The following is a 25,139-nucleotide window of genomic DNA, read 5'->3' as shown; positions in this document are numbered from 1 at the left end:
ACGAAATACGACCAAAAAATAGCGTTTTTGGTTTAAATAATTTTATTGGGCGTAAAACCGTATTTTTCTTTGAAGGCTTTGATGAAATGCGAGACACTTTCATAACCTATTTCGAGGCTAATTTCGGAGACATTTTTTGGGGAGTTTTGTAAAAGAAAGAAAGCATATTCGAGGCGTTTGTTTTTTATCCAAACAGCAGGAGAAGTATTGAATTGTAATTCAAAATCACGCTTGAAGGCCGAAAGACTCCGACCAGAAATACGTGCTAATTCGTTGATAGACAGCGGTTTGAGATAGTAATTTTCAAGAAAAAATGATAAATCAACTTTTTGACCTTGATAAATATTAAAAAGCGTTATTCGAAATTGATTGCTACGGTCGAGGTCGAGGAGATGCAACATCAATTCATCAAATTTTAATTTCAAAAATTGATTTAAAAGATTGGTTCTGGCACTAAAAAATGGAATCAGCGAATCAACAAATTTATCAAAATTATCATTGCTTTCTAAACTCAATATTTGTTCAAAAGAACTTTGCGTATAATCTTCAAAAAGTGACAGGTTTTGTGCAACAAACTCTTTCAATAGTTTTTCAGGAAAGAAAAAAACAAGGCTACGATAATTTACATCAATCGACTCATTCATGGAATAGCAACCTCGCTGAAAAAATAAAATTTGTCCTTTTTTTACATGAACGTCTTGTGTGGGTGAAACAAATCTTTTTTCTCCTTCGAGTACATAAATAATCGCATGTTCTTCAAAAAAAATCTCATTTCTTGATGGATATATGTTATTACGATAAGCTACAAAAGTCATATCCTGAATCTTCAGAGATTCAAATTCTTTAGTATTTATAGAAGAAGGAACACGAAGCATAAGTTATGGTTTTATTTTTTTACACCCTCAAGTAACATATTTTTTTCCACGTCGTGACATCTTGTAAAAATAGCCGATTCTCTAAAAATTGGCAAGAAAACATATCCATTCAATTGTAGCGTATTCATATCTTTCATCTTCACGGAGGCATCGTATGTTTTTCCTGTTTTGAGCATAAATATTTTGCCATTTATCCATTTATTCTCCGAAAAAACAAAATTTCGCATGACAATCGTATTCAACCATTGCTCTTCAGGAAGTCCCTTCGAATCATCAATCGCATCTATTTTAGGGTCATTGTCATAGTTTTTAAACCATATAACTTTACCAAAATAATACTCTTTTTCTTTATATATATGCACGATTACATCCTTTTCCGAGCTAATCCAATCACCTAATATTTGGTCTGCTTTGCTCGTTTGTGCATCAACACTTAGAATACTCAAAAATAGAAAAACTAATAAAATGATATGTTTCATAAACAATTGATAAAATAAAAAAACTAAAGTTCTGATTAGTCATCTATCGAATATACTAATCAGAACTTTCACTTCCAAAAATACTATTTAATTATCAATTATTTCCAAGAGGTTTTTTACCTTTGTGTGGTGGTGGCGGTGGTGGGCCATCTTCACCTCTTGGCCCACGTGGACCTCTCTCATCTTTTTTCATTGCTTCAAATTTAGCAAATTGTTCTGCCGTAAGAATCGACTTTAGCTTTGCTTTGAAATCATCCGCATTGGCTTTTAAAGCATCATTTTTTGCTTTCCCATCAGCATTACTTGACTGAATTTGGTCCACTTTGCTTGCTCTTGCCAAAGTGATCTCATAGACTTTCTTGGATGTAGCTTCATTTAAGCCTAAATCTTTGGTCATGTGTTCAGTCATTTTTTTCGCACGAGTAGGAGCATCAGCCATTGGTCTTTGTGGCGGAGGACCATCGGGTCTTTTCGAGTATTTTTCTGGAACGGGTGCTGGTTGTTGAGCAAGTAATACTTGAGAACTCGCCATCGTAACCAATAAAATAAGTGCTTTGAATGCTTTCATTGTTAATACCTTTATTGTTGTTTTTATTAGACGTAAAAAGCATCATAATATTTTAATTTCAATGAAAATTTAATGTGCGTTTAATATGGACACCCTAACTATTATCAAGCTCAAACTCCCTAAAAACACCCATTTTTTATTTAATTTTCATTTAATTTTAGCTTATAATGGTTTTAATCTTTTTAGCTGAAATTTGTTTCAGAAAGTTCGCCAAACGAGTGAACAAACATCAATTTCAAACTAAATTAAGCACATGAAAAAGTCATTTTTGTTAGCTGCCATTGCTCTTATCACTTTGGCTGCCCCAGCTACTTTTGCTAAAGGTGGTGTAAAAAAACAAACGCCAAAACAAGAAGCAAAAGCTCAGAAAAAGCAAGAAAAAGTTGCTGCAAATACTGAGAAAAAAGAAGCAAAATCAGAATCAAAAACTGGTAGAATCTTTAAAAAACATCATGCTCATAAAGCTAAAAAAGCTGCATAATGCAGAAAAACAAGTAAAAAATAGGGTTTTTTGTTTATTATTCGTAAAGTTGCTTGGCGTTCATGTCAAGCAACTTTTTTTATGTAAAACTTATGAAAAACTGGATTCTTTATAGTGTTATTTCGATGTTTTTTGCAGGTTTGACTTCTGTTATTGCAAAATTTGGTTTAAAAAATATCAGTTCCGATCTTGGGCTTGCTGTGCGTACAACAGTAGTTTTTGGCTTTGTTTTACTTAATTTTTTCATTTTTCAGGAAACCAAAGAAATTCATAATCTAACAACAAAATCAATACTTTTTTTGGTAGTTTCTGGTCTGACAACTACTCTTTCTTGGATTTTCTACTATAAGGCTATCCAAATCGGCGAAGTTTCCTATGTTGCTTCGATTGATAAAGGAAGTATTTTGATTACACTTTTACTTTCATTTATTTTACTAAAAGAACCAGTTACACCCAAAATTATCATCGGTGGGGGTTTGATTCTGATAGGTTTAATAGTATTAGTTTGGAAGTAGTTTTTCATATTTAGAAATAAATCTTGAAAAATAATTGTATTTTTGACACTTAATAATTTATTTCGCACCATATTCAATCTTTTGAACTCCTCAAACACGAATCAATCATGTCAAAATTAAACATCACTCTTGGACAAAAAGAGTATTTTCCTTTCATAAAAAATGCCATTGCTTACGAAGGCCGTGAATCTAATAATTACTTAGCTTTCAAATATTATGATGCAAATCGCATCGTAGCTGGCAAAACAATGGCCGAACATCTACGTTTTGCAACAGCTTATTGGCACACGTTCTGTGGCAATGGTGGCGACCCATTTGGTCCAGGAACTAAAATTTTCCCTTGGGATTTAGCAAAAACACCTATGGATGCTGCCAAAGATAAATTGGATGCAGCATTTGAATTTATGACAAAATTAGGAACACCTTTTTATTGTTTCCATGATATTGATATTGCTCCAGAAGGAAATTCTCAAGCAGAATTTGAGAAAAATTTACAAGAAATTGCGGCTTTAGCAAAATTAAAGCAAAAAGAAAGTGGCGTGAAATTACTTTGGGGAACAGCCAATTTGTTTTCTCACAAACGTTACATGAATGGTGCTTCAACAAACCCTGATTTTTCAGTTGTTGCTCACGGTGGTTTTCAAGTAAAAAATGCCATTGATGCAACCATCGAATTGGGCGGTGAAGGATACGTTTTCTGGGGAGGACGTGAAGGTTATATGTCTTTGTTGAATACAAATACAAAAAAAGAAATTGACCATTTAGCTCAATTCCTTACTATTTCTCGTGATTATGCTCGTAAAAATGGTTTTACAGGTAAATTCTACATCGAACCAAAACCTTGTGAGCCATCGAAACACCAATACGATTATGATGCTCAAACAGTGATTGGTTTCTTGCGTAATTACGGTTTGGACAAAGATTTCCAATTGAATGTTGAAGTAAACCATGCTACTTTGGCAGGGCATACTTTTGCTCACGAACTTCAAATGGCTGCTGATGCAGGAATGTTGGGCAGTATTGATGCCAATCGTGGTGATTACCAAAATGGTTGGGATACTGACCAATTCCCAGTTGATTTGTTTGAATTGACTGAAGCAATGTTGGTTATCTTAGAAGCAGGTGGCTTGACCACAGGTGGTGTAAACTTTGATGCAAAAACTCGTAGAAATTCAACGGATTTAGAAGATATTTTCATTGCTCACATTGCAGGTATGGACGCTTTTGCTCGTGCTTTGTTGGTAGCAAATGACATTCTCGAAAAATCAGAATACAAGAAATTGCGTGCCAATCGTTATGCCTCATTTGATGCTGGTGATGGTGCTTTATATGATGCTGGAAAATTAGGATTAGAAGATTTGCATCGCATTGCCCTTAGCATTGGCGAACCAAAACAAATAAGTGGCAAACAAGAGTTGTTTGAAATGATTATTAATCAGTATATTTGATAGGCGATTTCGGACAAAACCTGTAAGGTCTGAATAGACCTTGCAGGTTTTTTTTATTTTAACACCTACCCTATCAAAATGCAAACCTACGACACCATCGTTATCGGAGCTGGCTATGCTGGCTTGACTGCTACTCGTGAATTAATCAAAGCAGGAAAAAATGTATTATTGCTCGAAGCTCGTGATAGAGTTGGCGGGCGAGTTTATACAAAATACTTCGATGATGGTAGTTATGTCGATTTAGGAGGAGCATGGGTTGGCCCCACACAAGATAAAATTTATGCTCTGGCAAAAGAATTTGGCGTGCAAACTTTCCCAACTTATGATGAGGGTAAAAGTACACTTTTATTCAATGGCAAAGTAAAACGTTACAAAGGTTTGATACCTCCCCTCCCAATTGGCTCTCTTCTGAGCTTAGATTTCGCTATCAAGCGAATGAATAAATTATCCAAAACCGTTGATTTAGCATCTCCTTGGAAAACACCCAATGCAGCTTATTATGACTCCATGACTTTGGCAACTTGGATGGATAAGCAAATGCGTTTCAAAACTGCCAAAATAATGTTCAAACTCGCTGCTGAGGCGATTTGGGCAGCAGATCCGAATGAGATTTCGATGCTTCATGCTTTGTTTTATACAAAATCAGGTAGAGATTTAGATACTTTGATGAATGTAAAAAATGGAGCTCAAGAAGAACGCCTTGTAGGTGGAGCTTCACAGCCTGCCTTACGTTTAGCCGAAACTTTTAAAGAGAATATTCGATTAAATTCGGTTGTAAGAGAAATTTCACAGGAAAATAATCAAGTAATTGTAAAAGGAGATAGTTTTGAATTTACGGCAAAAAAAGTCGTTGTTGCCTTACCCCCAACTTTGGCAGGTAGAATCAGGTATTCGCCCATGATGCCAGCCAATCGAGAGCAACTCACACAGCGAATGCCAATGGGTGTAGTTTGGAAAACGTATGCCATTTATGACAAACCTTTTTGGCGAGAAGATGGGTTAAATGGTCTTTCTGCAACCAATGAAGGCTATACTACTGTTACTTTCGATAATTCTCCAAAAGATGGAAGTCAAGGTGTAATGATGGGATTTGTATTGGGAAACCAAGCAAAAGCATTTGCCAATCTTTCGGCAGAAGAGCGAAAAGCATCAATTTTAGATTCATTTGTGAAGTTTTATGGCGAAAAAGCCCGAAATCCAATCATGTATCTTGACCACAGTTGGGCTGAAGAAGAGTTTACTCGTGGATGTTACGCAGGCATTATGCCAACTGGTGCATGGACGTCGGTAGGAAAAGCTCTTCGAGAACCTGTCGGTAATATTCATTGGGCAGGAACAGAAACTTCCGAAATTTGGAACGGCTATATTGATGGAGCTATTCGCTCGGGAGAAAGAGTAGCTAAAGAAATTCTAAGTGTTTCTTAGCTCTCGGCAATTTCCATTAATTGTTTAACATTCATAATAATATCGGTATTAGGTGGTAAATCAATACCTTGGGCTACTACTTGGTACCCCGTCAATAAAACCTTAATTGTTGGAAAACTCACACCGAGACGATTAACATATTGCTGTATTTCGTCTTGCCCAGGCGTTGAAGTAATCACTGAAAATAAATAATCTGGCTTGTGCAATTCACACACAAATTGAAGTTCACTAAAAGGTAAACTTTGCCCTAAATAAATCACTTTATTGCTTCTTGCCCGAAGCACATAATTAGCAAAAAGCAGAGGAATTTCGTGTAATTCGCCTTCTGGGGTAAATAAAATATACTTTTTAGCTTCAGAATCTAATCTAATCACTTGCCCATCAATTGCCACAATAATTTTCTGACGTATCAAATTGGTAATAAAATGTTCTTGTGCTGGCCCAATCGAACCTGTAACCCACAAGATGCCTATCCGACTCAAGAAAGGATAAATGATATTTATCATCGTATTTTCAAAGCCAAATTGAAGAATACTTGTCGCCATGATCTTCTCAAAACGGTCTTCATCAATATCAAGCATCGCAATCGTGAGGGCATGAATCTGGTCAGGATAATTAAGCTGTTTTTCAGAAATTGATAAAACTTCTTTAGAGAGTTCTTCAAGGCTTAATTTGGCAATTTCTGAGATTTTATAATCATGGTCTTTCAGCAAAGCAATATTTAGGACTAATTTTAGGTCTTTATCATCGTAAGTACGAATATTCGTATCAGTCCTTTTAGGATTAATAATATTATATCGCTGCTCCCATATTCTGAGCGTATGAGCTTTAATACCTGACAGTTGTTCTAAATCTTTTATCGAATAATTACTCATTTGCTGAACTTTTATGATAATTTAAATCATTATTTTTTACCAAATAAAATTGGTGCAATAGTATTCTAAAGTTTTGGCATATAAAAGCATTCTTACAGCTTTCTACAATAAATAGACTATATTATTATAACTCTCTATTTCGATTTATGTTTAGAGAAAATCATTTTTTAATTAAACCATCAAAAAAGCCAGTTCTGAATCGTCAAAACTGGCTTTTTTGATAATACTATCTAATTCTTTATTCCATTACAAATGGGTATTCAGCATCCATATAAACATCTTGGAAGGCCTCTTCAGGTGCAGGATAAGGAGATTCTTCAGCAAATTTTACTGAAGCTTCTACTTTCTCTTTTACACGTGCATCAATCACATCTAATTCTTCTTCTGTTGCAATACCATTTGTCAAGATTCTATGACGACACATTTCCAATGGGTCACGCATTTTCCATTGCTCTACTTCTTCTTTTGTACGATATTTCTGTGGATCAGACATTGAGTGTCCACGATAACGATACGTTTTAAATTCCAAGAATGTTGGGCCTTCGCCAGCTCTTGCACGGTCAGCGGCACGTTTAACAGCCTCGTGTACCATTTCTACATCCATTGCATCAACTGGTTCGGCTGGCATATCGTAGCCTTCGCCTAAGGTATAAAGTTCACGAACATTTGACGTACGCTCTACTGAAGTTCCCATAGCATAACCATTGTTTTCAACCACAAAAATCACTGGTAATTTCCAAGTCATAGCCATATTAAAGGCTTCATGCAAAGCACCTTGACGAACAGCTCCATCACCAAAATAGCACATACAAAGGTTTTTTGTTCCTTTATATTTCTCGGCAAAAGCAATACCAGCACCCAAAGGAATTTGAGCTCCAACAATACCATGTCCACCAATAAAATTAACTTCTTTATCAAAAATGTGCATCGAACCACCTTTTCCTTTGGTTGTTCCTGTTACTTTTCCAAAAAGCTCAGCCATGATTCTGTTTGGGTCAGTACCTAATGCCAATGGATGTCCATGGTCACGGTATGCCGTAATCCATTTATCGTCTTTTGTTAATGCCGAAACAGCACCTGACGAACAAGCTTCTTGTCCGATATATAAATGACAAAATCCACGAATCTTTTGCTGACCGTATAACTGTCCAGCTTTTTCCTCAAATTTTCTCTGAAGGTACATTGATTCGTACCAATACATATAAGTTTCTTTACTGTATTTAACCTTTGGAGCTTTTTCTTTAGTAGATGCCATTTTGACTTCTTGAATCTTTTATGGTGAATGTAAATCGCTTAGAATAAATGCAAATTTATGAATTAAATCAATATGCTCAAAGAGTTTTGAATTGAGTAAAGGGGCTAAGCTACTGAATTATCCGATTTTAGTACTATTTATTTGAAAAATTTACTGTAAATAACTTACTATCAATAACTTGCATTTTTAAAGAACACAATTTAAACATTAGAACATATTATAAAAATATCATTAAAGTTGAGTAGTTTGAGAAAAAGAGTATAAAACAAAAGAGCGTTCCCTTTCAAGAACGCTCTTTATATTTCTTAGCTTAAAATAAATTAAGCGATGATTTCTGTTACTTGACCAGCACCTACAGTACGTCCACCTTCACGAATCGCAAAACGAAGACCTTTGTCCATAGCAATTGCACTGATTAATTTCACTTCGATAGTGATGTTATCACCTGGCATTACCATTTCTACTCCTGCTGGCAACGAGATTTCTCCTGTTACGTCAGTTGTACGGAAATAGAATTGAGGACGATATTTGTTAAAGAATGGTGTATGACGACCACCTTCTTCTTTGCTCAATACATAAACCTCAGCTTTGAAGTGAGCGTGTGGTTTAACCGAACCTGGCTTACAGATTACCATACCACGCTTGATTGATTCTTTCTCAATACCACGTAATAATAAACCTACGTTATCACCAGCCTCACCACGGTCAAGGATTTTACGGAACATCTCAACACCAGTTACAACTGATTTCAAGTTTTCTGCACCCATACCTAAGATCTCAACTGCTTCACCTGAGTTAATAACACCTGTTTCAATACGACCAGTAGCAACAGTACCACGACCTGTGATTGAGAACACGTCTTCAACTGGCATCAAGAATGGTTTGTCAGTTGCACGTGGAGGAAGTGGAATAAATGTATCCACAGCTTCCATTAATTCTTCGATTTTAGCAACCCAAGCTGGCTCTCCGTTCAAACCACCAAGAGCAGAACCTTGAATTACAGGGATATTGTCACCATCATATTTGTAGAATGATAATAACTCACGAATTTCCATTTCAACAAGTTCTAACAACTCTGGATCATCAACCATATCCACTTTATTCATAAACACAACCAATTGAGGCACACCTACTTGGCGAGCTAAAAGGATATGTTCACGTGTTTGTGGCATTGGACCGTCAGTAGCAGCTACTACAAGGATAGCACCGTCCATCTGAGCAGCACCAGTAACCATGTTCTTAACGTAGTCAGCGTGACCCGGGCAATCTACGTGAGCGTAGTGACGGTTGGCTGTTGCATATTCTACGTGAGCTGTATTGATAGTGATACCACGCTCTTTTTCTTCTGGAGCATTGTCAATTGACGAGAAATCTCTTTTCTCTGCCAAACCTTTTTCTGAAAGTACCTTTGTGATGGCAGCCGTCAAGGTTGTCTTACCGTGGTCAACGTGACCAATAGTTCCGATGTTTACGTGAGGCTTACTACGGTCAAAATTCTCTTTTGCCATGATTGATAAAGTCTATTATTGTTGTTCTTATATACTTATTTAAACTAATGCTATGCTTTAAAGATAAGAAGTTTTGGTTTAAGAAAACCCTTATAAAATGAGCCTTCAAGCAGAATCGGACTGCCGACCTCTTCCTTACCAAGGAAGTGCTCTACCACTGAGCTATGAAGGCAATTCAGTGAGCAGCTATCAATAAACAATTACTAAATAACTGCTCTACTGTCCAATGAGAGCGAAAGACGGGGCTCGAACCCGCCACCTGAAGCTTGGAAGGCTACCGCTCTACCAAATGAGCTACTTTCGCTTGTGTTACTACTTTACTATGACAAATTAAAAGTGGGGGCGGATGGATTCGAACCACCGTAAGCGTAAGCTAGCAGATTTACAGTCTGCCCCATTTGGCCACTCTGGTACACCCCCTTTTTTCTTCATTTTCTTTTTATTAACCTGACTTTTTAATTGCCCTGTTTCTAAAAAGAGTTGCAAAATTATACTCTTTTTTTGGTTTGTCAAACACTTGACCAAAAAAATATTTTTTCAACTATATTTCTTTCAACTTTTTCAAGCTTAAAATGGCTCATTTTTCTCGCATTTCAACAAGCCACTGATCGGCATTTACACCTTAGATTATATCGCAATTTGTTGTTTTTTACTATTATTTGCACCAAAAAACAACAAATTTACTTCTAAAAACGCTTTATTGTTTTTTGTATTTCTGAAGTGCTTTTTCAGCAAAATAAAATTTATTTTTTTATCTACACACTTAAAATTTTATTTCTCACAGAAGAAAAAAAAATTTTTTTTTTACTATTGACTTGAAAAAACTACTTCAATTCTCAAAAATCTGAGGTTAGTAATTATTTAAAAACTTACGATTAACCTCAACTGCCTAAGCTCAAATTTTATCCTTAGAATTGTTTCTTCACTATTTGGTAACAATGAAAAAGGGAGTTGTTTCTGATGAAGCAATTCCCTTTTATATAATTTACTTTTTTCAAATACTATAACCTTATACCAACACTCCATGCTTGCAAGCCTTTTGCGTTTACTTGGTCTGATTTGAACATTTCACTTAAATCATAACGGCAAAAGAACGTTAGCCCTTTTCTTTTACCAAGCTCGGCAGTTAAACCATAACGAAAATCATTTAACCCATAACTACCTTTTTGTTTTTCTTTTTTTCCATCTTCGGCTTTTATCTTTCGATACCCCCCTACTCGATAACCAACATATCCTCCCAGGCCGATTTTGAATTTAGATTCTTCAAAACCCAAATTGAGCATCATAGGAAAATTTAAGGTTGGTACAACCAACTTCGTTTTATCAAGGTTTTTACCAAAATCTTTAAAAGTAACTTGCTTACCTGACATTTCGGCAACAGTATTGCCTTCAAACATAAAATTATTCCAAGCGATTTCAGGGCCATAAGTAAATGCCAAATCTACTTGTTTACCGTTGATCAGCGTCGCATTCTTTTGCAATGAAAGGGCAAAATACCTTGATCCCCATGTATCAAGCGATGAGCCACTTGTATTGCCCTTAGACCAATTATTTAGTCCAAGGTATATACCAAAATCACTTCGAGAGAAAAAACGTCCTGAACTTTTAGTTTTTTTCTTTATTTCTTGATGTTTATCATCATCATTGTCGTCATCATGCCCTTCACGACTCCAGTGGTCTCCAGCATCATTCCTTAATGTATCACGTTTCATGATAACATCTTTAGGTGCTTTAGCTACAATTTTAATGCTTCGGCCGTCACGAGCTATAACCAAAATAGTATCTTGTTTTTCACCATCATTGCCAGCCAAAATAATGGCTTTTTTTCTTTCTAATGAGTCAACACCGATGCTTTTTAGCACATTGTCAAGGTCAAGTGTTTTGGGTAAATCAAAATCTCGTTTACTTGAAGAATAGACCGTTACTCGTTTTTTTACACCTTTGTCAGTAAACTCTACAATCGTTGTGTCTGACTTGATATTTGCCTTTACTGCTACACTACTAATCATCAATAGCAGCATTAGTTGAAGTTTTTTCATTGTTTCCTTGTGTTTATATTTTCGTCTAATATTTTAATCTCTTTTTTGAAGTCTTCCTACTTTTCTTTGAACAAAACCTATTACATCTTCTCTGTCTTCTTTGAATAAATTCTCATCAACTCTTGCCAAAACATCTTTTACGCCGATTTTTTTCAAATCAACTTTTTCACCGTATTTGAAATGTTTGTATTCACCATACAATTTTGCAATGAACGATTTTGCATTTTCTTCTTTTTCTGCACCCAAACGTTGGGCATCTGCCAAAGAAGTTGGAGAATCTTCATTAATTGCTGGAATTATCTCTTTTTCAACTTCCTCTGGTTCTAGCACAAACACTATTGATTCATCTATTGTACTTTTGAAAGATTCGGTTGCTTTTGATTCAAGCTTTTCGACGGCAGTTGTTTCAAAAATTGTATTAATAGCTACTGAAGTTTGCTCTTGAGGCGTATCATCAACGATGTTATTATCTTTTGCTTGAATTTCCGTTTTTGCTATACTTGTTTCATTGCTTATGATTGGCAATGATTTTGCAACCTTCAACATTGCTTTCTCAGGCTGATTCAAATGAGTTTCATTTGAATTTTTCACAACCTCTTGCACCGCAAGCGATTGATTATCAATACCTTTTGTAACATCTATCTTTTTATTATCTCTTTGCTTAGGCAAATTTGTACTCGCCAAAATGGTTTGGTCAGGAGTATTGCTTTGCGATAAAACACCTATTGTTAGAGCAACAACAACCCCCGCTGCGGCAGCATAATAGCCCCAGTTTCGATTAGTCAATAAAAAGCCCCCTCTTCGTTTATGTTGTTTTTCAGCCAATCGTGCCTGAAATTTCTCAAAAGCTTTTTGAGAAGGCTCTTGTCGATGTTCTGCCAATTTTTTAGCAAAAAGGTCGTCAATCGGATGTTTTTTCATTTTTATTATTGTGTTCATTTCTTGTCAAATTTAGTTCTTGGTAATTGGTTACTGGTTATTAGTTCTATTGCCAATAAGAAGTAGCCAATCAACGAGTAACCAAATTATCCAAAAGCTTTATTTTCTAATTTAACTAACTTTGCTTGCAACATTACTCTTGCTCTACTCAATTGCGATTTTGAGGTTCCTTCCGAAATTCCGAGCATTTCGCCAATTTCTTGGTGATTATATCCCTCAATGGCATAAAGGTTAAATACAGTACGATAACCAATAGGTAATTCTTCAATCATTTTCATCAAATCGGCTGCTTCGAGGTCGGTAGTAAATGATGATTCATTGGGTTCTTCAACAGCATACTCTAAATCAACAACAATCATTTTTTTACTTCTGACATACATCAAGGCTTCGTTTACCATGATTTTGCGTATCCAGCCCTCAAAACTTCCTTGAAATGTAAATTGGTCGATTTTATCAAAAACTCGCATAAAACCGTCAATCATTACATCTTCAGCTTCCATTTTATCACCCACATAGCGAGTACAAACCGCAAGCATTTTCGACGAGAATTTTTCATACAGTCGAGTTTGTGCTTTGGGGTCTTGTCTTTGTACGGCTTTTGCCAAGTCGTACTCGTTGCTAAATAAGGATAAAATTTTTGCCATAAATTATTGTGTTCAATAGCAAGATGCAAAAAATAAGCAAGAGGGTTGCATATCAATTATGAATTCTGAGTTATGAATGATGAATTAGAACATAAATTACTAATTATCAATTACTTACGAATATTTGATTTTTAGAAAATTTTATTTTTATGATAAGATTTTATTTTTTTTCTGAAAAACTTTGGCACTTTGGCACGAGACTTGTACTTTTGCAATCCGAAATAAAGATAAGCGAATTAAACAATCGTAATTCGTAAATCTAAAATCGTAAATAAAAAGGTCCTGTGGCCGAGTGGCTAGGCAGAGCTCTGCAAAAGCTTCTACAGCGGTTCGAATCCGCTCGGGACCTCAAAAAAACGTAAAAAGCACCTCAAAAGGGTGCTTTTTGTGTGAAAATGCCATAAAAAGTGCATTTCATTTAACATTTAATCATTAGTTTTAACACTGTTTGTGATACCAGTTTGATACCGCTTTTTATTCTGACTACTTAGGGTATGTTTGTGCAAAAAACACAAACAAGTTATGCAAGCAGAATACAAAGTAGTTTTCAATAGAAAAAAGAAACTAAACAGCAAAGGAAAAGCACTCGTCCAGATTGAAGTGTACTTAGAAGGTAATCGTAAATACTTTAGCACAGATATTTATGTTACACCTCAAGAATGGAAACCATCTCCTTTAAAAGCCAAATACATTACTGACGCTTATAAAAATAAGTTAATTTTAGATAAGATTCAGGAATTAATGAATTTTGAGCAAAAATGTCGGTTTAATAATAATGGTAAGTTTTTATTATCAGAATTTGATATTTTGAGCCAGCCAAAGCCTGTAAAGCCAATCGTATTAACATTTACTGAGTTCTATGCCCAACAACTTGAAATCGAAAAGAAAAATATTCTGCCTGTAACATTGCGGCAGCAAAAAACAAATCTTGATTTATTAAAGGAATATTGCCCAGTCATAGCATTTGAAGACCTAACTTATGCATTAATAGAAGGATATGACCAATTTTTAAAAAGTAGAAAAGGGCGAGATGGCAATGGTATGAAGCTAAATTCGGTGGATAAACGCCATCGACAAATGAAGAAATATATCGCATTAGCTATCAATCACGGACATTTACCTTATGACCAAAATCCCTATTTGAAGTTTAAATCAAAAAAGGAAAGTGTAAATAAAGCTTGGCTTTCAAACCAAGAGTGGGAAAGATTAGAAAATTTAACATTTGATAGTCAGTCAACGCCACTTATAGAGTTAGTAAAAGATATGTTTTTGTTTTCGACATATACAGGCTTGAGATATTCGGATGTTCATAATTTGAAAAAAGAGAGTTTTCAAAATACAGAAGAAGGTTTAGAATTAGTAATTACAGCTATGAAAACTAATAAACCTTTTAGATTACCTCTTTCTCATCTATTTGATGGGAAACCACAAGAAATCGCAAACAAGTACCTAAAGAGAAATAAGGATAGATTATTTCATGGGATTACAAATCCTAAAGCGAATAAGCTGATTAAAGAAATTGCCAAGCTTGCAAAAATCAATAAATACTTAACATTTCACACTTCCAGACATACATTTGCTACACACATGGTGCATAAAGTAGGATTATTGTATGCTCAAAGTTTATTACAGCACGGAGATATAAAAACCACAAGTGGATACCTACATGTTGATTTAAAAGAAATGTTTGAACAATTAAAAAGTACTGATTGGAAAAAATAGATTAGACTATGGAAAATACCTTGAAAATCAATAAAAGAGAAAAGAAAATCCTAATAAAGCACTTTATTAATAAAAAGATTAATACTGGACTCACTAATCGTTTCCCTATATATATTCAAGTAACTACCCATAGAAAAACTACCTATATTCCAAGCCGAATTACAAAAGTACTTAATGATGAAATTCTAAATCATGATAAAGATTACTATGAAGCCTTATTTGAAATGGAAAAAAACAATTTAAAATTGGTAATAACATCAATACCCCAATGGAAAGGAGAAAATTTTGATTTAAAACTAATTTCATACTTTTATCATGATAAATTTCTTGATTTAGCAACATTATGCAATGTAGAATTAACAACAGCATTATTATCTTATCTCGATGATAATGACATTGAAATATTAAGTGATAGTTTTCCTTATCATTCAAACGCACTTGTAATTTTTGACTTATTAAAAGAAGAATACCCAGTTATTAATAAGTTTAAATCAGAAATTTTTTCATCTCATATTTGGCATCTTGATGTTCTAATAAATATAGTTCAAGCTAATAATTCTAATTTTAAAGTTGAGCCAAATCTGTTTTATTTTTTAAGTCCAACTATAATGGATTTATGTTATAACGGCTTTAAAAATGAGTTTAAAAAACACTTCAAGTCTAAATATAACTTCGAGTTATTAGTTAGTGATATAATGAAACTTATTAAAAAAAAACCAGCTTATGGTATTAGAGATTATCATCCCTTTTGGAATAATTTGCATGAGAAAATAATAAAATCTAATAATGTTTGATTTGTATTCAAACATTATTAGATTTGCATATTGTTAATCATTAATATCATTCAATAATATGTATTCAAATCAAATTTCTCCCAAAAACCAACCTGATTTTAATCAAATAATTCTCAAAGAATTATCAGAAATTAAAACATTATTAGAGTATTCTAACATCAATACTACTAAAGGCTATCTAAAAGCTAATAATGAGTTTCTTCGCCCGAAAGAAGTATGCTCCATGTTCGGTATCTCCAGAACAAAATTTGACACCCTAAAGCGTAGCGGAATCTTTCCATTTAAAAAAATTGGCCGTGACGTTGTTGTACTTCGTAGCGACCTAGAAAAGTTCTTCTCTACTCCAAAAACAAACTTCTAATCTTCACTAATAATTTTCGTACAAAAAAAGCCGTCAACTTGCAGGTCGGACGGCTTTTTTTATGACTTATTATTTCATAAATACGAGGCAAAGATATGGAAAATAGTGATATTCTAAATGTTATTTTAGAAGATGTCAAAAAAATCAATTTTAGAGAAAAAGCTGGAAAGGCGTTCATCGATGATGAAAATAAAAAGCTCTTTGAAAAACACTACCTTATCTGTGTAGTTGAAGAAATTCAAAGCGTTGCAAAAAATAGGGGGTATGCTCTTTGCAAACATTATGGTAACATATATTTGAATAATGGAGCATATTGGAGTTTAGTTGAAGAAGACCATTTCCAAACATTTTTAGGAAAAGCATCTGAAAAGATGGGAGTGTCAATGTTTGATGCTCGCTTTTTTAGATTTCAGGAAAATTTATTTAAGCAATTCCTAAGTTCATGTACACTTTCCAACTCAAATAGAAAAACAAATGCTGTTTTGATAAATTTACAAAACGGCACATTTGAAATAACAAAAGGAAAAAGGGAATTACGAAATTTCAAAGAAGAAGACTTTCTTACTTACCAATTACCTTTTGAATATCAACCTTATGCAACAGCTCCCATCTTCAAAAGCTATTTAGACAGAGTCCTACCTGATGTTACTCTTCAAAATATACTTGCAGAATACATTGGATATGTATTTGTAAAGAATTTGAAACTTGAAAAAGTGCTACTACTTTACGGTTCAGGTGCAAACGGTAAATCTGTTTTCTTTGACATCATTAATGCTATTCTCGGAGAACAGAATATCTCAAACTTTTCTCTACAAAGCTTAAATGACCCAGCATATAGAGCTAAAATAGCTACTAAATTACTCAATTATGGTAGTGAGATAAAAGGATGCTTAGAAAGTAACATTTTCAAACAAATAGCTTCAGGAGAAAAGGTAGAAGCTAAAGCATTGTATAAAGACCCATTCATAATGTCTGATTACGCAAAACTACTATTTAACTGCAATGAACTACCTAAAGATGTAGAACACAATGAAGCTTACTTTAGAAGGTTTATAATCATTCCTTTTGAAGTAACAATCCCTAATGAAGAGCGAGATGTTGATTTACCAAAAAAAATAATTGAAAAGGAGCTTTCAGGAGTATTCAATTGGATAATGGAAGGATTAGAACGAATATTGGAACAAAAAAAGTTTTCACATAGTCCTATTGTTGATAATTATATTGAGGCTTACAAAAAAGAGTCTGATAGCATTGCTTTATTTATTGATGAAGAAGGATATAAAGCACATCACGAAAATTTTATTTTACTTTCAAACCTTTTCCAAAGCTATCGCTTATACTGCTCACAATCTGGACATAACAATGTTAACCGGAATAACTTTAGAGCCAGACTACAAAACTTAAAATTCAACATTGAAAGAAAAGAGCAAGGTAACTGTGTCTATTTAGAAAAAAAAACTAAAAGTCCGCAGGTGAAAATAAAAATAATATTTAAGATAATTATCTACATTATTTACAGGAATTACAGCCTTATTCAATAAAGTTGGATGTAGATAATGTAAATAATGTAGCAAATAATAAAACAATATTTTTTTCCATTCAGCCCAACAAAGAAAAAGAAATGGTCAATCAGGATAAAATACAGGCTCTCAAGCAGATTTCAATCGTTGCATATTTAGAGACTAAGTGCATTACGTATCATAGTAAGCGTGGCAATACTTTGCTTTTTTCTTCACCTTTTCGTGATGATTCTACACCTTCTTTTTATGTCTATCTTAATGACAATAAGTACCACGATTTCGGCTCTGGTGAAAGCGGTGGGGATATAATTCAATTAGCGACAAAGTTTAACAATGGTAGTTTCACAAAAGCCATCACAGAACTTGAAAACATGAATTTAGGTATTACCCCTGCCTTTTCTTTTGCTGGGCAAACTAAGTCTATCTCTCACAGCATAGTTGAAATAATCGAAGAGAAACCTTTACAGCATAACGCTTTACTAAATTATTTGCAATCTCGGTCGATAGACGTGTCCTTAGGCAGACTATATCTAAAAGAAGTAATTTATGAAGTCAAAGGAAAGCGATGGTTTGGTATTGGATTTATGAATGACTCAGGGGGTTACGAAATTCGTAATTCTATCAACGGTATTGATATTAAGACTTCTACAAAACCTAAAACTATACGGACAATTGAAATTTCAGGTTCAAAAAGTGTCAATGTATTTGAAGGTTTCTTCGATTTTCTTTCCGCTCTCTCCTATTTTCAATTATCAAAACCTAATTATTCGACTATCATTCTTAATACTTTAAGTTTATTGCCAAAAGCTATTACTACTCTATCAGTATTTCAGCGTGTAAACTGTTTTTTTGATAATGATGAAGCTGGAAAAAAAGCATTTCATAAATGTAAAGAAGCAGACTTAAATGTATTTGACAGGTCAGTAATTTATTCTGATTTCAAGGATTTCAACGAATTCTACTGCAAACGCACGAAATCCTGTGAAATCAAGTGATTTCACAGGATTTCGTTTCTTTTCTCACCTATCATCCGATTTCACAAAAGAATACTCAAATATTTAATATAAAATATAGATTTTCGCTCGAAATCGGTTGAAATCCAACACGAAATCGAGAAGGAAATCAAGTTTTATATTTACTAAATCGAAATCATGGTACAAATTGGATGCAAAGTAACCCCAGAATTATTTGAAGTTTTACAAAGTGAGTGGCAAAGTAACAATGATTCTTTCCCAACATTTGCCGATTATCTGCGAAGTATGATAGTTGCAAGGCATAAAACTTCACAATTAGCCACTCCCGACATCAAAATGAGTCAGGTTGAAGCCAATCAATACGAAGCTCTTCTTCGACCTATGTTTGAAAAAGTAAAAGGTTCCTATCTCTCTTTTAAATCAATTGATGGCATCGTGAAAGAATTTGCGATTGAAAAGCCAATTGATATTTTGAATGCTCTTCTCAAAACCAATAAATTTATTTAATCATGCACGAATTTCAACAAATCGGTGTCTTGAAATTTTCAAGGCCAAAAAATCATAATCGTTGGGTTCTTCTCTTACTGATACTCATTGCTTTTTTGTTATTCGCTGCTTTTAGTGAAGTCAAGCCAAATAAAACGCTTAATTCTACGAAAACAGCAAAGACAGTTAATAATCCGCTTAAAAAAGTTTAGAAGTTTCTTTATTCCTGAAAGCCTTATAATGAAGTAGTTTCTTCATTATAAGGCTTTTTGATTATTACAAAAATCAACCACTAAATAAATCCATCTTGTTTCTGTTACAATTCCTGCTTAGAATTGTACTTTTACAGAAAAAACAAACTACTGAGTTGTAGAAAGTTCTTATTATTTTCCCACATTCTAATGGCAATTAAAAAATCTGAGTTGTACAGCTCTTTATGGGCAAGTTGTGATAAGTTGAGAGGCTCAATGGAGCCGAGTCAGTACAAAGACTATGTGTTAGTTTTATTATTCGTAAAGTATGTATCTGATAAATACGCTAATGACCCAAACGCTTTAATTTACATACCTCAAGGCGGAAGTTTTAGAGATATGCAAGCCTTAAAAGGGCAAAAAGACATTGGCGAAAAAATTGACATGGCTATTACTGCATTAGCCAAAGAAAATGATTTAGAGAACGTCATTGATGTTATTAGCTTTCAGGATGAAGAAAAATTAGGTAAGGGCAAGGAAATGGTGGATAAACTCACCGACTTGATTACTATCTTTGAAAATCCTGCTTTAGATTTTAGTAAAAACCGTGCCGAAGGTGATGATATTTTGGGCGATGCCTACGAGTATCTCATGCGACATTTTGCCTCCGAAAGTGGTAAAAGCAAAGGAGAATTTTACACACCGAGCGAAGTCAGTCGTGTATTGGCAAAGGTTATTGGTGTAAAGAAAAACACCACCGATAAACAAACCATCTACGACCCTACTTGCGGCTCTGGTTCGTTACTCCTCAAAGTTGCCGAAGAAGCAGATAATCATGCAACTATTTATGGCCAAGAGAAAACAGTCGTAACGGCTGCTTTGGCTCGTATGAACATGATTTTGCATAATAATCCTGAAGCTGAAATCAAAAAAGGACAAAGTACACTATCAGACCCTTTGCACAAAAATGAACTTGGTGGACTAAAAACCTTTGACTTTGTAGTTGCCAACCCTCCTTTCTCTTCTAAAAACTGGACTGATGGCTTCGACCCTGCCAATGATTTACATAGCCGATTTGAAGAAGGCAAAATTCCACCCGATAAAAATGGAGATTATGCCTTTTTGTTACATATCATCAAATCATTGAAAAGTACGGGTAAAGCGGCTTGTATTTTACCACACGGTGTATTGTTTCGTGGCAATGTAGAAGCTGCAATTCGTAAAAGTCTCATCGAAAAAGGCTATATCAAGGGCATCATTGGCTTACCTGCCAATTTATTTTATGGTACAGGTATTCCTGCCTGTGTTATAGTGATTGATATGGAATATGCAGAACGAACCAAAGACCTAAACCCTGAAGAAAAAGGCATTTTTATGATTGATGCCAGCAAAGGATTCCTGAAAGATGGCAACAAGAATCGTTTGCGAGAGCAAGATATTCATAAAATTGTTGATGTTTTCAATAAACAAATCGAACTACCAAAGTTTAGTCGATTTGTTAAGATTGCTGAAATTGCTGACCCTAAAAACGATTTTAACCTCAATATTCCACGATACATTGATAGCCAAGAGATTGAAGACATTCAGGATATCGAAGCTCATTTGTTGGGCGGCATTCCCGATGCCGATATTGAAGCTCTAAGCGAATACTGGGAGGTTTATCCGACCCTCAAAAACCAATTGTTTTCTGATAGTATAAGGCCAAATTATAGCCAACTGAATATCGGTAAAACAGCCATCAAACAAAGTATTTTTTCGCACCCTGAATTTGTGACTTTTAGTGCCGAAATGGATGCCGTGTTTGATAGCTGGAAAGCAAGAAGCACCTCTTATCTAAAAGCTCTGACGATTGGCATTAAGCCCAAACAAACCATTAATGATATCTCGGAAGATGTTTTGCAGAGTTATAGCAATCTAAAATTGATGGATAAATACGATGTTTATCAGCACTTGATGAACTATTGGAACGAAACTATGCAAGATGATTGCTACTTGATAGCTGTTGATGGTTGGAAAGCAGAACCGTATAGAATTTTGGTCAAAAATAAAGCTGGCAATGATGTAGATAAGGGCTGGGAGTGCGACCTCGTACCGAAAAGCTTAGTAATTGACCGCTATTTTATGGCAGAAAAAACGGCTATTGAGCAACTTTCTGCCAACAAAGAATCGCTTGCTTTGCAGCAAACTGAGCTGGAAGAAGAACACGGTGGCGAAGATGGCTTTTTTGCCGATTTCGATAAGATTAACAAGGCAAATGCTCAAAAACGCTTAAAGGCAATTGATACGCCTATGTTTAGAAAAGACAACACGGTCGAAGTAGCGGTTTTGAAAACATACCTCAAACTCATTGATGACCAAGCCGAGCTTAGTAAAAAAATAAAAGAAGCCGAAATTGACCTTGACTTAAAGGCTCTCAACCAATACAAAAGCCTAACCGAAACTGACATCAAGCAATTGGTAGTTGATGATAAATGGATGGCAACCATTGAGCGAAGTGTGAAGACCGAAATGGAACGCATTAGCCAACGCCTAACCCAACGTATCAAGGAATTAGCCGAACGCTACGAAACACCAATGCCACAACAAACCACAGCAGTAGCCGAATTGGAAGCAAAAGTAACTGCACACCTCGAAAAAATGGGATTTATTTGGAAATAGTTCTTACAAATACAACTACCAAAAATAGCAAGTGAATACCCAAAATATTGGATGGCAAAAAAAAATAGAAACGAAATAGAAAAGTGAATTTTTAGTTAGAAATCTTGATTTAAACGCTAATCACAGCAGAAAAAACCGAAATAGAACAATATAGAAAAGATAAGAGAATTATAGAAACTAACCATTTTCGTTTGCAGAAACAAAAACTTTAACAGCAAACTTGCAAACGAAAATACACTGATAATCAGGCATTTACCTAACTCTTGTTTGCAAGTTTGTTTGCAGAAATTAAAACTTTACTCAACAACAACCATGACCAATAACAACCCACCACAAAACTACAAAAACTCAGAAATCGGTATTATCCCACAGGATTGGGAAGTAAGAATATTAAAAGACTTATCTGAAAAAATAATGGTTGGCATAGCAAGTGCCGCTACTCACGCATATCGTGAAAGAGGTATTGTTATGTTTAGAAATCAAAATATTAAAAGTAATCATTTGGATGACAATGACATTCTTCACATCTCAGAGGAATACGAGCAGATATTTAAAGGTAAAAGATTAAAATCAGGTGATTTATTAACTGCAAGAACGGGTTATCCAGGTACAACTTGTATTATTCCAGAAAAATATGAAAATGCTCAAAGTTTCACAACTTTAATTACACGTCCTAACACTAAAGCGATTGAAAGTGATTATTTATGTTTTTACATGAATTCTGAAAAAGGGCAAGCTTTTTTTGAAACTAATCAAATTGGTGGTGGGCAAAAAAATGTAAATGCGGGAACATTAAAAACAATGCCAATCCCAATTCCAACGAAAGCCGAGCAAACCTCCATAGCCAATGCCCTCAGTGATGCCGATGCTTTGATAAGTAGTTTAGAAAAACTCATTGAAAAAAAACGCAATATCAAACAAGGAGCAATGCAAAAACTCCTACAACCAAAAGAAGGTTGGGAAGTGAAGAAGTTGGGGGAGATTGGGGAATTTAAAAATGGTATTAATAAAGGAGCAGAAGATTTTGGATATGGCTATCCATTTGTAAATCTAATGGATGTATTTGGTATAAGAAAAATATCAAATAATCTACATTTAGACTTAATTAACTCCACAGAAATAGACCGAAAAGTTTATGACTTAAAGCAAGGGGATGTCCTTTTTATTCGCTCATCTGTTAAGCCAGAAGGTGTTGGCTTAACCTGTTTGATAGAAAGGGATATTGAAAACACAGTTTTTAGTGGGTTTATTATTAGATATAGAGATTATGGAACTTTGAGTAATGAATTTAAAGAATATTGTTTTAGTACTTCTTATTTTAGAAATAGAGTCATAGCCAGTAGTTCTGTTAGTGCAAATACTAACATAAATCAAGACTCTTTGAAGAATTTAGTTTTACACTATCCAAAATCAAAAGAAGAACAAACTCACATCGCCACGATATTATCAGACATGGATGCCGAGATAGAGGGTTTAGAAGCAAAATTGGAGAAATACCGAGCCATAAAATTGGGTATGATGCAAGAGTTATTGACTGGTAAAACGAGGTTGGTGTAAAACAGACAAAATTATGAACTTTATAAATTTTAATGAATTAGTTAATCATATCAATATTACTTTAGGAAGTTTTTGTAATGAATTTGGGAGTAAAAGAAAGGAACTTGCTAAGTTGGGCAGAAGCCCTAAAAGGGGTATTCTATTTACTTATGACACAGACAAAGGTAAGGACTGGGCAATAAATGAGGGTGGTGGAATTGAAGTTCAATATCACATTGGCTTCGTTGATAATTTCATTCGATACGGTTTAGGATTTAATACTCAATATGTGCCATTTGCAAATCAAATGACTACGATTGCATATATGCAGCCATTTATGAATAGTTTTCTTGAACAAGAAGCAAAAATAAGAGAAATACTACCAGAATACAGCTTCATTTATGGAAATGTTGAGCAGCTAAAGAATCCCATTGATAACAACTATGTACTATTCGGAAAAAGTCAATCAGTAGTGCAAAAAAGCGATTCATATTTTATTGAAGACAAGATTTTCGATGAAATTATACAAGACTTAAAAAAGCAATTTGAAGCCTACCAAATTATTTTTGAACACAAAAACACTTATAAAAAAGTAAGTATGGATATTCAAAACTACTTAAATGTACTAAATCAGAAGCAACAAGTAATATTACAAGGCCCTCCTGGCACTGGTAAAACCTACACAGCAAAAGATATTGCCGAGCAGATGATTCTTTCGATTGTTACAAAGGATAAGAAGACACAAAAAGAGCGACTTGAAAGTACCGACCAGTTTAAACTCATTCAGTTTCACCCAGCTTATTCTTACGAAGATTTTGTGAGGGGAATTGTTGCCGAAAACAAGAATAATCAGATAGAATATCTTACTAAGGATAAAGTTTTTGCAGCATTCGCAAAAGAGGCGTATAAGAATTGGAAAGCATCAACAGAGCCAAAGGAAAAAGTAGCGATAGAGACTTGGGTACAAAAAACATTAGACAATTTCAAAAGTCACCTTTCTGAAGAACTGGAAAATAGCGTTGACAAATTAATGATTACCTCGAAAGCATATATCAATCGAATTACTGAAAATAGTATTCGTTATATTTCAGATGCTTGGGATGTTGATGGTGGTGTGCCAAATTCAGACATAATAAAAATGTATTTAGCCAATATAACCACCCGACAACAAATAATTGACAACAAAGAACTTACAAAATCTACCAATAGCCTTGCCACATATTGGTTTAAAATACTTGAGTTGTTCAGAAAATACATAGCGGATAAAAATCTAAAACCAGATAATGAAATTGCAACTATCGCAGAAGAAAAATATGTTCTAATCATTGATGAAATAAATAGAGCCAACTTGCCTTCGGTTTTGGGCGAGTTGATTTATGCGTTGGAATATCGGGGAGAAAAAGTCGAAAGTATGTATGCCATTGATGATGATAACTCTTTGGTTATCCCTCCTAATTTGTATATTATTGGCACAATGAACACCTCAGATAGAAGCGTGGGGCATATTGATTACGCCATTCGTCGCCGCTTTGCATTTATTGATATTCTGCCCAAAATAATTGAAGGAGAAAACTTTGAGCTTGATTTATTTAAGAAAGTATCGGCTCTCTTTATCAAAAACTTTGATGAATATGTAGTTGATAATACCATCGAATTAAAGCCGTCGGAACATTTATCCGAAGAGTTCAGACCCGAAGACGTATGGCTTGGTCATAGTTATTTTATAAAAAATGGAAGTGATTTTGATTTAAGAAAGAAGTATGAGATTATTCCGATTTTAAAAGAATACGTAAACGATGGAATATTAAGGCAATCGGCTAAAGAAATTATTAAAAACCTGTAATTT

Annotated in this window: 22 protein-coding genes and 4 tRNA genes; 14 read left to right on the top strand and 12 right to left on the bottom strand. The window is 34.4% G+C overall.

Annotated elements, in window-relative coordinates:
- Positions 1–32: 32 nt before the first annotated feature.
- From ACQUQZ_RS01610 to ACQUQZ_RS01600, 3 genes are all read right to left on the bottom strand, one after another.
- Positions 33–875: a helix-turn-helix transcriptional regulator gene (locus ACQUQZ_RS01610; RefSeq protein WP_435352895.1), complete on the bottom strand. Its 843-nt coding sequence runs from the start codon at positions 873–875 to the stop codon at positions 33–35.
- Positions 876–886: 11 nt separating this feature from the next.
- Positions 887–1,354: a DUF2147 domain-containing protein gene (locus ACQUQZ_RS01605; RefSeq protein WP_435352893.1), complete on the bottom strand. Its 468-nt coding sequence runs from the start codon at positions 1,352–1,354 to the stop codon at positions 887–889.
- Positions 1,355–1,448: 94 nt separating this feature from the next.
- Positions 1,449–1,922, bottom strand: coding sequence for a DUF4890 domain-containing protein (locus ACQUQZ_RS01600; protein WP_435352892.1), 474 nt, complete (start codon positions 1,920–1,922; stop codon positions 1,449–1,451).
- Positions 1,923–2,175: 253 nt separating this feature from the next.
- Here ACQUQZ_RS01600 and ACQUQZ_RS01595 point away from each other — a divergent pair, with 253 nt between their 5' ends.
- From ACQUQZ_RS01595 to ACQUQZ_RS01580, 4 genes are all read left to right on the top strand, one after another.
- Positions 2,176–2,403: a hypothetical protein gene (locus ACQUQZ_RS01595; protein ID WP_435352890.1), complete on the top strand. Its 228-nt coding sequence runs from the start codon at positions 2,176–2,178 to the stop codon at positions 2,401–2,403.
- A gap of 92 nt (positions 2,404–2,495) precedes the next feature.
- Entirely contained in the window at positions 2,496–2,918 is a 423-nt protein-coding gene (locus ACQUQZ_RS01590; protein WP_435352888.1) for an EamA family transporter, read from the top strand.
- 107 nt (positions 2,919–3,025) lie between these two features.
- Positions 3,026–4,366, top strand: coding sequence for a xylose isomerase (gene xylA, locus ACQUQZ_RS01585; protein WP_435352886.1), 1,341 nt, complete (start codon positions 3,026–3,028; stop codon positions 4,364–4,366).
- 78 nt (positions 4,367–4,444) lie between these two features.
- Positions 4,445–5,791 (top strand): flavin monoamine oxidase family protein, encoded by a 1,347-nt coding sequence (locus tag ACQUQZ_RS01580; RefSeq protein WP_435352885.1) that lies wholly within the window; start codon positions 4,445–4,447, stop codon positions 5,789–5,791.
- Here ACQUQZ_RS01580 and ACQUQZ_RS01575 read toward each other — a convergent pair.
- The 9 genes from ACQUQZ_RS01575 to ACQUQZ_RS01535 form a co-directional block, all read right to left on the bottom strand.
- Positions 5,788–6,666 (bottom strand): MerR family transcriptional regulator, encoded by an 879-nt coding sequence (locus ACQUQZ_RS01575; RefSeq protein WP_435352884.1) that lies wholly within the window; start codon positions 6,664–6,666, stop codon positions 5,788–5,790. The two genes, ACQUQZ_RS01580 and ACQUQZ_RS01575, sit on opposite strands and share 4 nt — an antisense overlap.
- A gap of 238 nt (positions 6,667–6,904) precedes the next feature.
- Positions 6,905–7,921: a pyruvate dehydrogenase (acetyl-transferring) E1 component subunit alpha gene (gene pdhA, locus ACQUQZ_RS01570; protein WP_435352882.1), complete on the bottom strand. Its 1,017-nt coding sequence runs from the start codon at positions 7,919–7,921 to the stop codon at positions 6,905–6,907.
- 320 nt (positions 7,922–8,241) lie between these two features.
- A complete protein-coding gene (gene tuf / locus ACQUQZ_RS01565; protein WP_435352880.1) occupies positions 8,242–9,429 on the bottom strand; it encodes an elongation factor Tu in 1,188 nt (395 codons plus the stop codon).
- A 100-nt stretch (positions 9,430–9,529) separates the two neighbouring features.
- Positions 9,530–9,601 (bottom strand) — tRNA-Thr (locus ACQUQZ_RS01560).
- Between the two features lie 59 nt (positions 9,602–9,660).
- Positions 9,661–9,733: transfer RNA gene (locus ACQUQZ_RS01555), tRNA-Gly, on the bottom strand.
- 33 nt (positions 9,734–9,766) lie between these two features.
- A tRNA-Tyr gene (locus ACQUQZ_RS01550) sits at positions 9,767–9,849 on the bottom strand.
- A gap of 581 nt (positions 9,850–10,430) precedes the next feature.
- On the bottom strand, positions 10,431–11,468 hold the full coding sequence (locus ACQUQZ_RS01545; RefSeq protein WP_435352878.1) for a hypothetical protein: 1,038 nt from the start codon (positions 11,466–11,468) through the stop codon (positions 10,431–10,433).
- 33 nt (positions 11,469–11,501) lie between these two features.
- Entirely contained in the window at positions 11,502–12,407 is a 906-nt protein-coding gene (locus tag ACQUQZ_RS01540) for a hypothetical protein (RefSeq protein WP_435352877.1), read from the bottom strand.
- An 86-nt stretch (positions 12,408–12,493) separates the two neighbouring features.
- Positions 12,494–13,051 (bottom strand): RNA polymerase sigma factor, encoded by a 558-nt coding sequence (locus ACQUQZ_RS01535; RefSeq protein ID WP_435352875.1) that lies wholly within the window; start codon positions 13,049–13,051, stop codon positions 12,494–12,496.
- A gap of 278 nt (positions 13,052–13,329) precedes the next feature.
- Between ACQUQZ_RS01535 and ACQUQZ_RS01530 the strand changes: the two genes are divergently transcribed.
- The 10 genes from ACQUQZ_RS01530 to ACQUQZ_RS01485 all read left to right on the top strand — a co-directional run bounded on the left by ACQUQZ_RS01530 (position 13,330) and on the right by ACQUQZ_RS01485 (position 25,136).
- Positions 13,330–13,400: transfer RNA gene (locus tag ACQUQZ_RS01530), tRNA-Cys, on the top strand.
- 173 nt (positions 13,401–13,573) lie between these two features.
- On the top strand, positions 13,574–14,773 hold the full coding sequence (locus ACQUQZ_RS01525) for a site-specific integrase (RefSeq protein WP_435352873.1): 1,200 nt from the start codon (positions 13,574–13,576) through the stop codon (positions 14,771–14,773).
- A gap of 8 nt (positions 14,774–14,781) precedes the next feature.
- A complete protein-coding gene (locus tag ACQUQZ_RS01520) occupies positions 14,782–15,567 on the top strand; it encodes a hypothetical protein (RefSeq protein ID WP_435352872.1) in 786 nt (261 codons plus the stop codon).
- Between the two features lie 58 nt (positions 15,568–15,625).
- The gene (locus ACQUQZ_RS01515; RefSeq protein WP_435352870.1) at positions 15,626–15,928 is read left to right on the top strand and encodes a helix-turn-helix transcriptional regulator; all 303 of its coding nucleotides are present in this window, start codon (positions 15,626–15,628) and stop codon (positions 15,926–15,928) included.
- A gap of 95 nt (positions 15,929–16,023) precedes the next feature.
- On the top strand, positions 16,024–17,469 hold the full coding sequence (locus tag ACQUQZ_RS01510; RefSeq protein ID WP_435352869.1) for a DNA primase family protein: 1,446 nt from the start codon (positions 16,024–16,026) through the stop codon (positions 17,467–17,469).
- Positions 17,470–17,471: 2 nt separating this feature from the next.
- A complete protein-coding gene (locus ACQUQZ_RS01505; protein WP_435352867.1) occupies positions 17,472–18,443 on the top strand; it encodes a toprim domain-containing protein in 972 nt (323 codons plus the stop codon).
- A gap of 156 nt (positions 18,444–18,599) precedes the next feature.
- Entirely contained in the window at positions 18,600–18,929 is a 330-nt protein-coding gene (locus ACQUQZ_RS01500; protein WP_435352865.1) for a hypothetical protein, read from the top strand.
- 380 nt (positions 18,930–19,309) lie between these two features.
- Complete coding sequence (locus tag ACQUQZ_RS01495) at positions 19,310–21,757, top strand: type I restriction-modification system subunit M (protein ID WP_435352864.1); 2,448 nt, start codon at positions 19,310–19,312, stop codon at positions 21,755–21,757.
- A gap of 312 nt (positions 21,758–22,069) precedes the next feature.
- Complete coding sequence (locus ACQUQZ_RS01490; protein ID WP_435352862.1) at positions 22,070–23,314, top strand: restriction endonuclease subunit S; 1,245 nt, start codon at positions 22,070–22,072, stop codon at positions 23,312–23,314.
- Between the two features lie 13 nt (positions 23,315–23,327).
- Positions 23,328–25,136, top strand: coding sequence for an AAA family ATPase (locus tag ACQUQZ_RS01485; RefSeq protein WP_435352860.1), 1,809 nt, complete (start codon positions 23,328–23,330; stop codon positions 25,134–25,136).
- The last annotated feature ends 3 nt before the right edge of the window (positions 25,137–25,139 follow it).

Source organism: Emticicia sp. SJ17W-69, assembly GCF_051209875.1.
Lineage (GTDB): Bacteria > Bacteroidota > Bacteroidia > Cytophagales > Spirosomataceae > Emticicia.
Note: the sequence above shows the minus strand (reverse complement) of the source record. Positions and strands in the feature narration are given on the sequence as shown.

What these genes read in the sequence shown, in the direction of transcription:
- ACQUQZ_RS01610 (WP_435352895.1), bottom strand. Translation starts at nt 875, where the DNA reads ATGCTTCGTGTTCCTTCTTCTATAAATACTAAAGAATTTGAATCTCTG.
- ACQUQZ_RS01605 (WP_435352893.1), bottom strand. Translation starts at nt 1,354, where the DNA reads ATGAAACATATCATTTTATTAGTTTTTCTATTTTTGAGTATTCTAAGT.
- ACQUQZ_RS01600 (WP_435352892.1), bottom strand. Translation starts at nt 1,922, where the DNA reads ATGAAAGCATTCAAAGCACTTATTTTATTGGTTACGATGGCGAGTTCT.
- ACQUQZ_RS01595 (WP_435352890.1), top strand. Translation starts at nt 2,176, where the DNA reads ATGAAAAAGTCATTTTTGTTAGCTGCCATTGCTCTTATCACTTTGGCT.
- ACQUQZ_RS01590 (WP_435352888.1), top strand. Translation starts at nt 2,496, where the DNA reads ATGAAAAACTGGATTCTTTATAGTGTTATTTCGATGTTTTTTGCAGGT.
- xylA (WP_435352886.1), top strand. Translation starts at nt 3,026, where the DNA reads ATGTCAAAATTAAACATCACTCTTGGACAAAAAGAGTATTTTCCTTTC.
- ACQUQZ_RS01580 (WP_435352885.1), top strand. Translation starts at nt 4,445, where the DNA reads ATGCAAACCTACGACACCATCGTTATCGGAGCTGGCTATGCTGGCTTG.
- ACQUQZ_RS01575 (WP_435352884.1), bottom strand. Translation starts at nt 6,666, where the DNA reads ATGAGTAATTATTCGATAAAAGATTTAGAACAACTGTCAGGTATTAAA.
- pdhA (WP_435352882.1), bottom strand. Translation starts at nt 7,921, where the DNA reads ATGGCATCTACTAAAGAAAAAGCTCCAAAGGTTAAATACAGTAAAGAA.
- tuf (WP_435352880.1), bottom strand. Translation starts at nt 9,429, where the DNA reads ATGGCAAAAGAGAATTTTGACCGTAGTAAGCCTCACGTAAACATCGGA.
- ACQUQZ_RS01545 (WP_435352878.1), bottom strand. Translation starts at nt 11,468, where the DNA reads ATGAAAAAACTTCAACTAATGCTGCTATTGATGATTAGTAGTGTAGCA.
- ACQUQZ_RS01540 (WP_435352877.1), bottom strand. Translation starts at nt 12,407, where the DNA reads ATGAACACAATAATAAAAATGAAAAAACATCCGATTGACGACCTTTTT.
- ACQUQZ_RS01535 (WP_435352875.1), bottom strand. Translation starts at nt 13,051, where the DNA reads ATGGCAAAAATTTTATCCTTATTTAGCAACGAGTACGACTTGGCAAAA.
- ACQUQZ_RS01525 (WP_435352873.1), top strand. Translation starts at nt 13,574, where the DNA reads ATGCAAGCAGAATACAAAGTAGTTTTCAATAGAAAAAAGAAACTAAAC.
- ACQUQZ_RS01520 (WP_435352872.1), top strand. Translation starts at nt 14,782, where the DNA reads ATGGAAAATACCTTGAAAATCAATAAAAGAGAAAAGAAAATCCTAATA.
- ACQUQZ_RS01515 (WP_435352870.1), top strand. Translation starts at nt 15,626, where the DNA reads ATGTATTCAAATCAAATTTCTCCCAAAAACCAACCTGATTTTAATCAA.
- ACQUQZ_RS01510 (WP_435352869.1), top strand. Translation starts at nt 16,024, where the DNA reads ATGGAAAATAGTGATATTCTAAATGTTATTTTAGAAGATGTCAAAAAA.
- ACQUQZ_RS01500 (WP_435352865.1), top strand. Translation starts at nt 18,600, where the DNA reads ATGGTACAAATTGGATGCAAAGTAACCCCAGAATTATTTGAAGTTTTA.
- ACQUQZ_RS01495 (WP_435352864.1), top strand. Translation starts at nt 19,310, where the DNA reads ATGGCAATTAAAAAATCTGAGTTGTACAGCTCTTTATGGGCAAGTTGT.
- ACQUQZ_RS01490 (WP_435352862.1), top strand. Translation starts at nt 22,070, where the DNA reads ATGACCAATAACAACCCACCACAAAACTACAAAAACTCAGAAATCGGT.
- ACQUQZ_RS01485 (WP_435352860.1), top strand. Translation starts at nt 23,328, where the DNA reads ATGAACTTTATAAATTTTAATGAATTAGTTAATCATATCAATATTACT.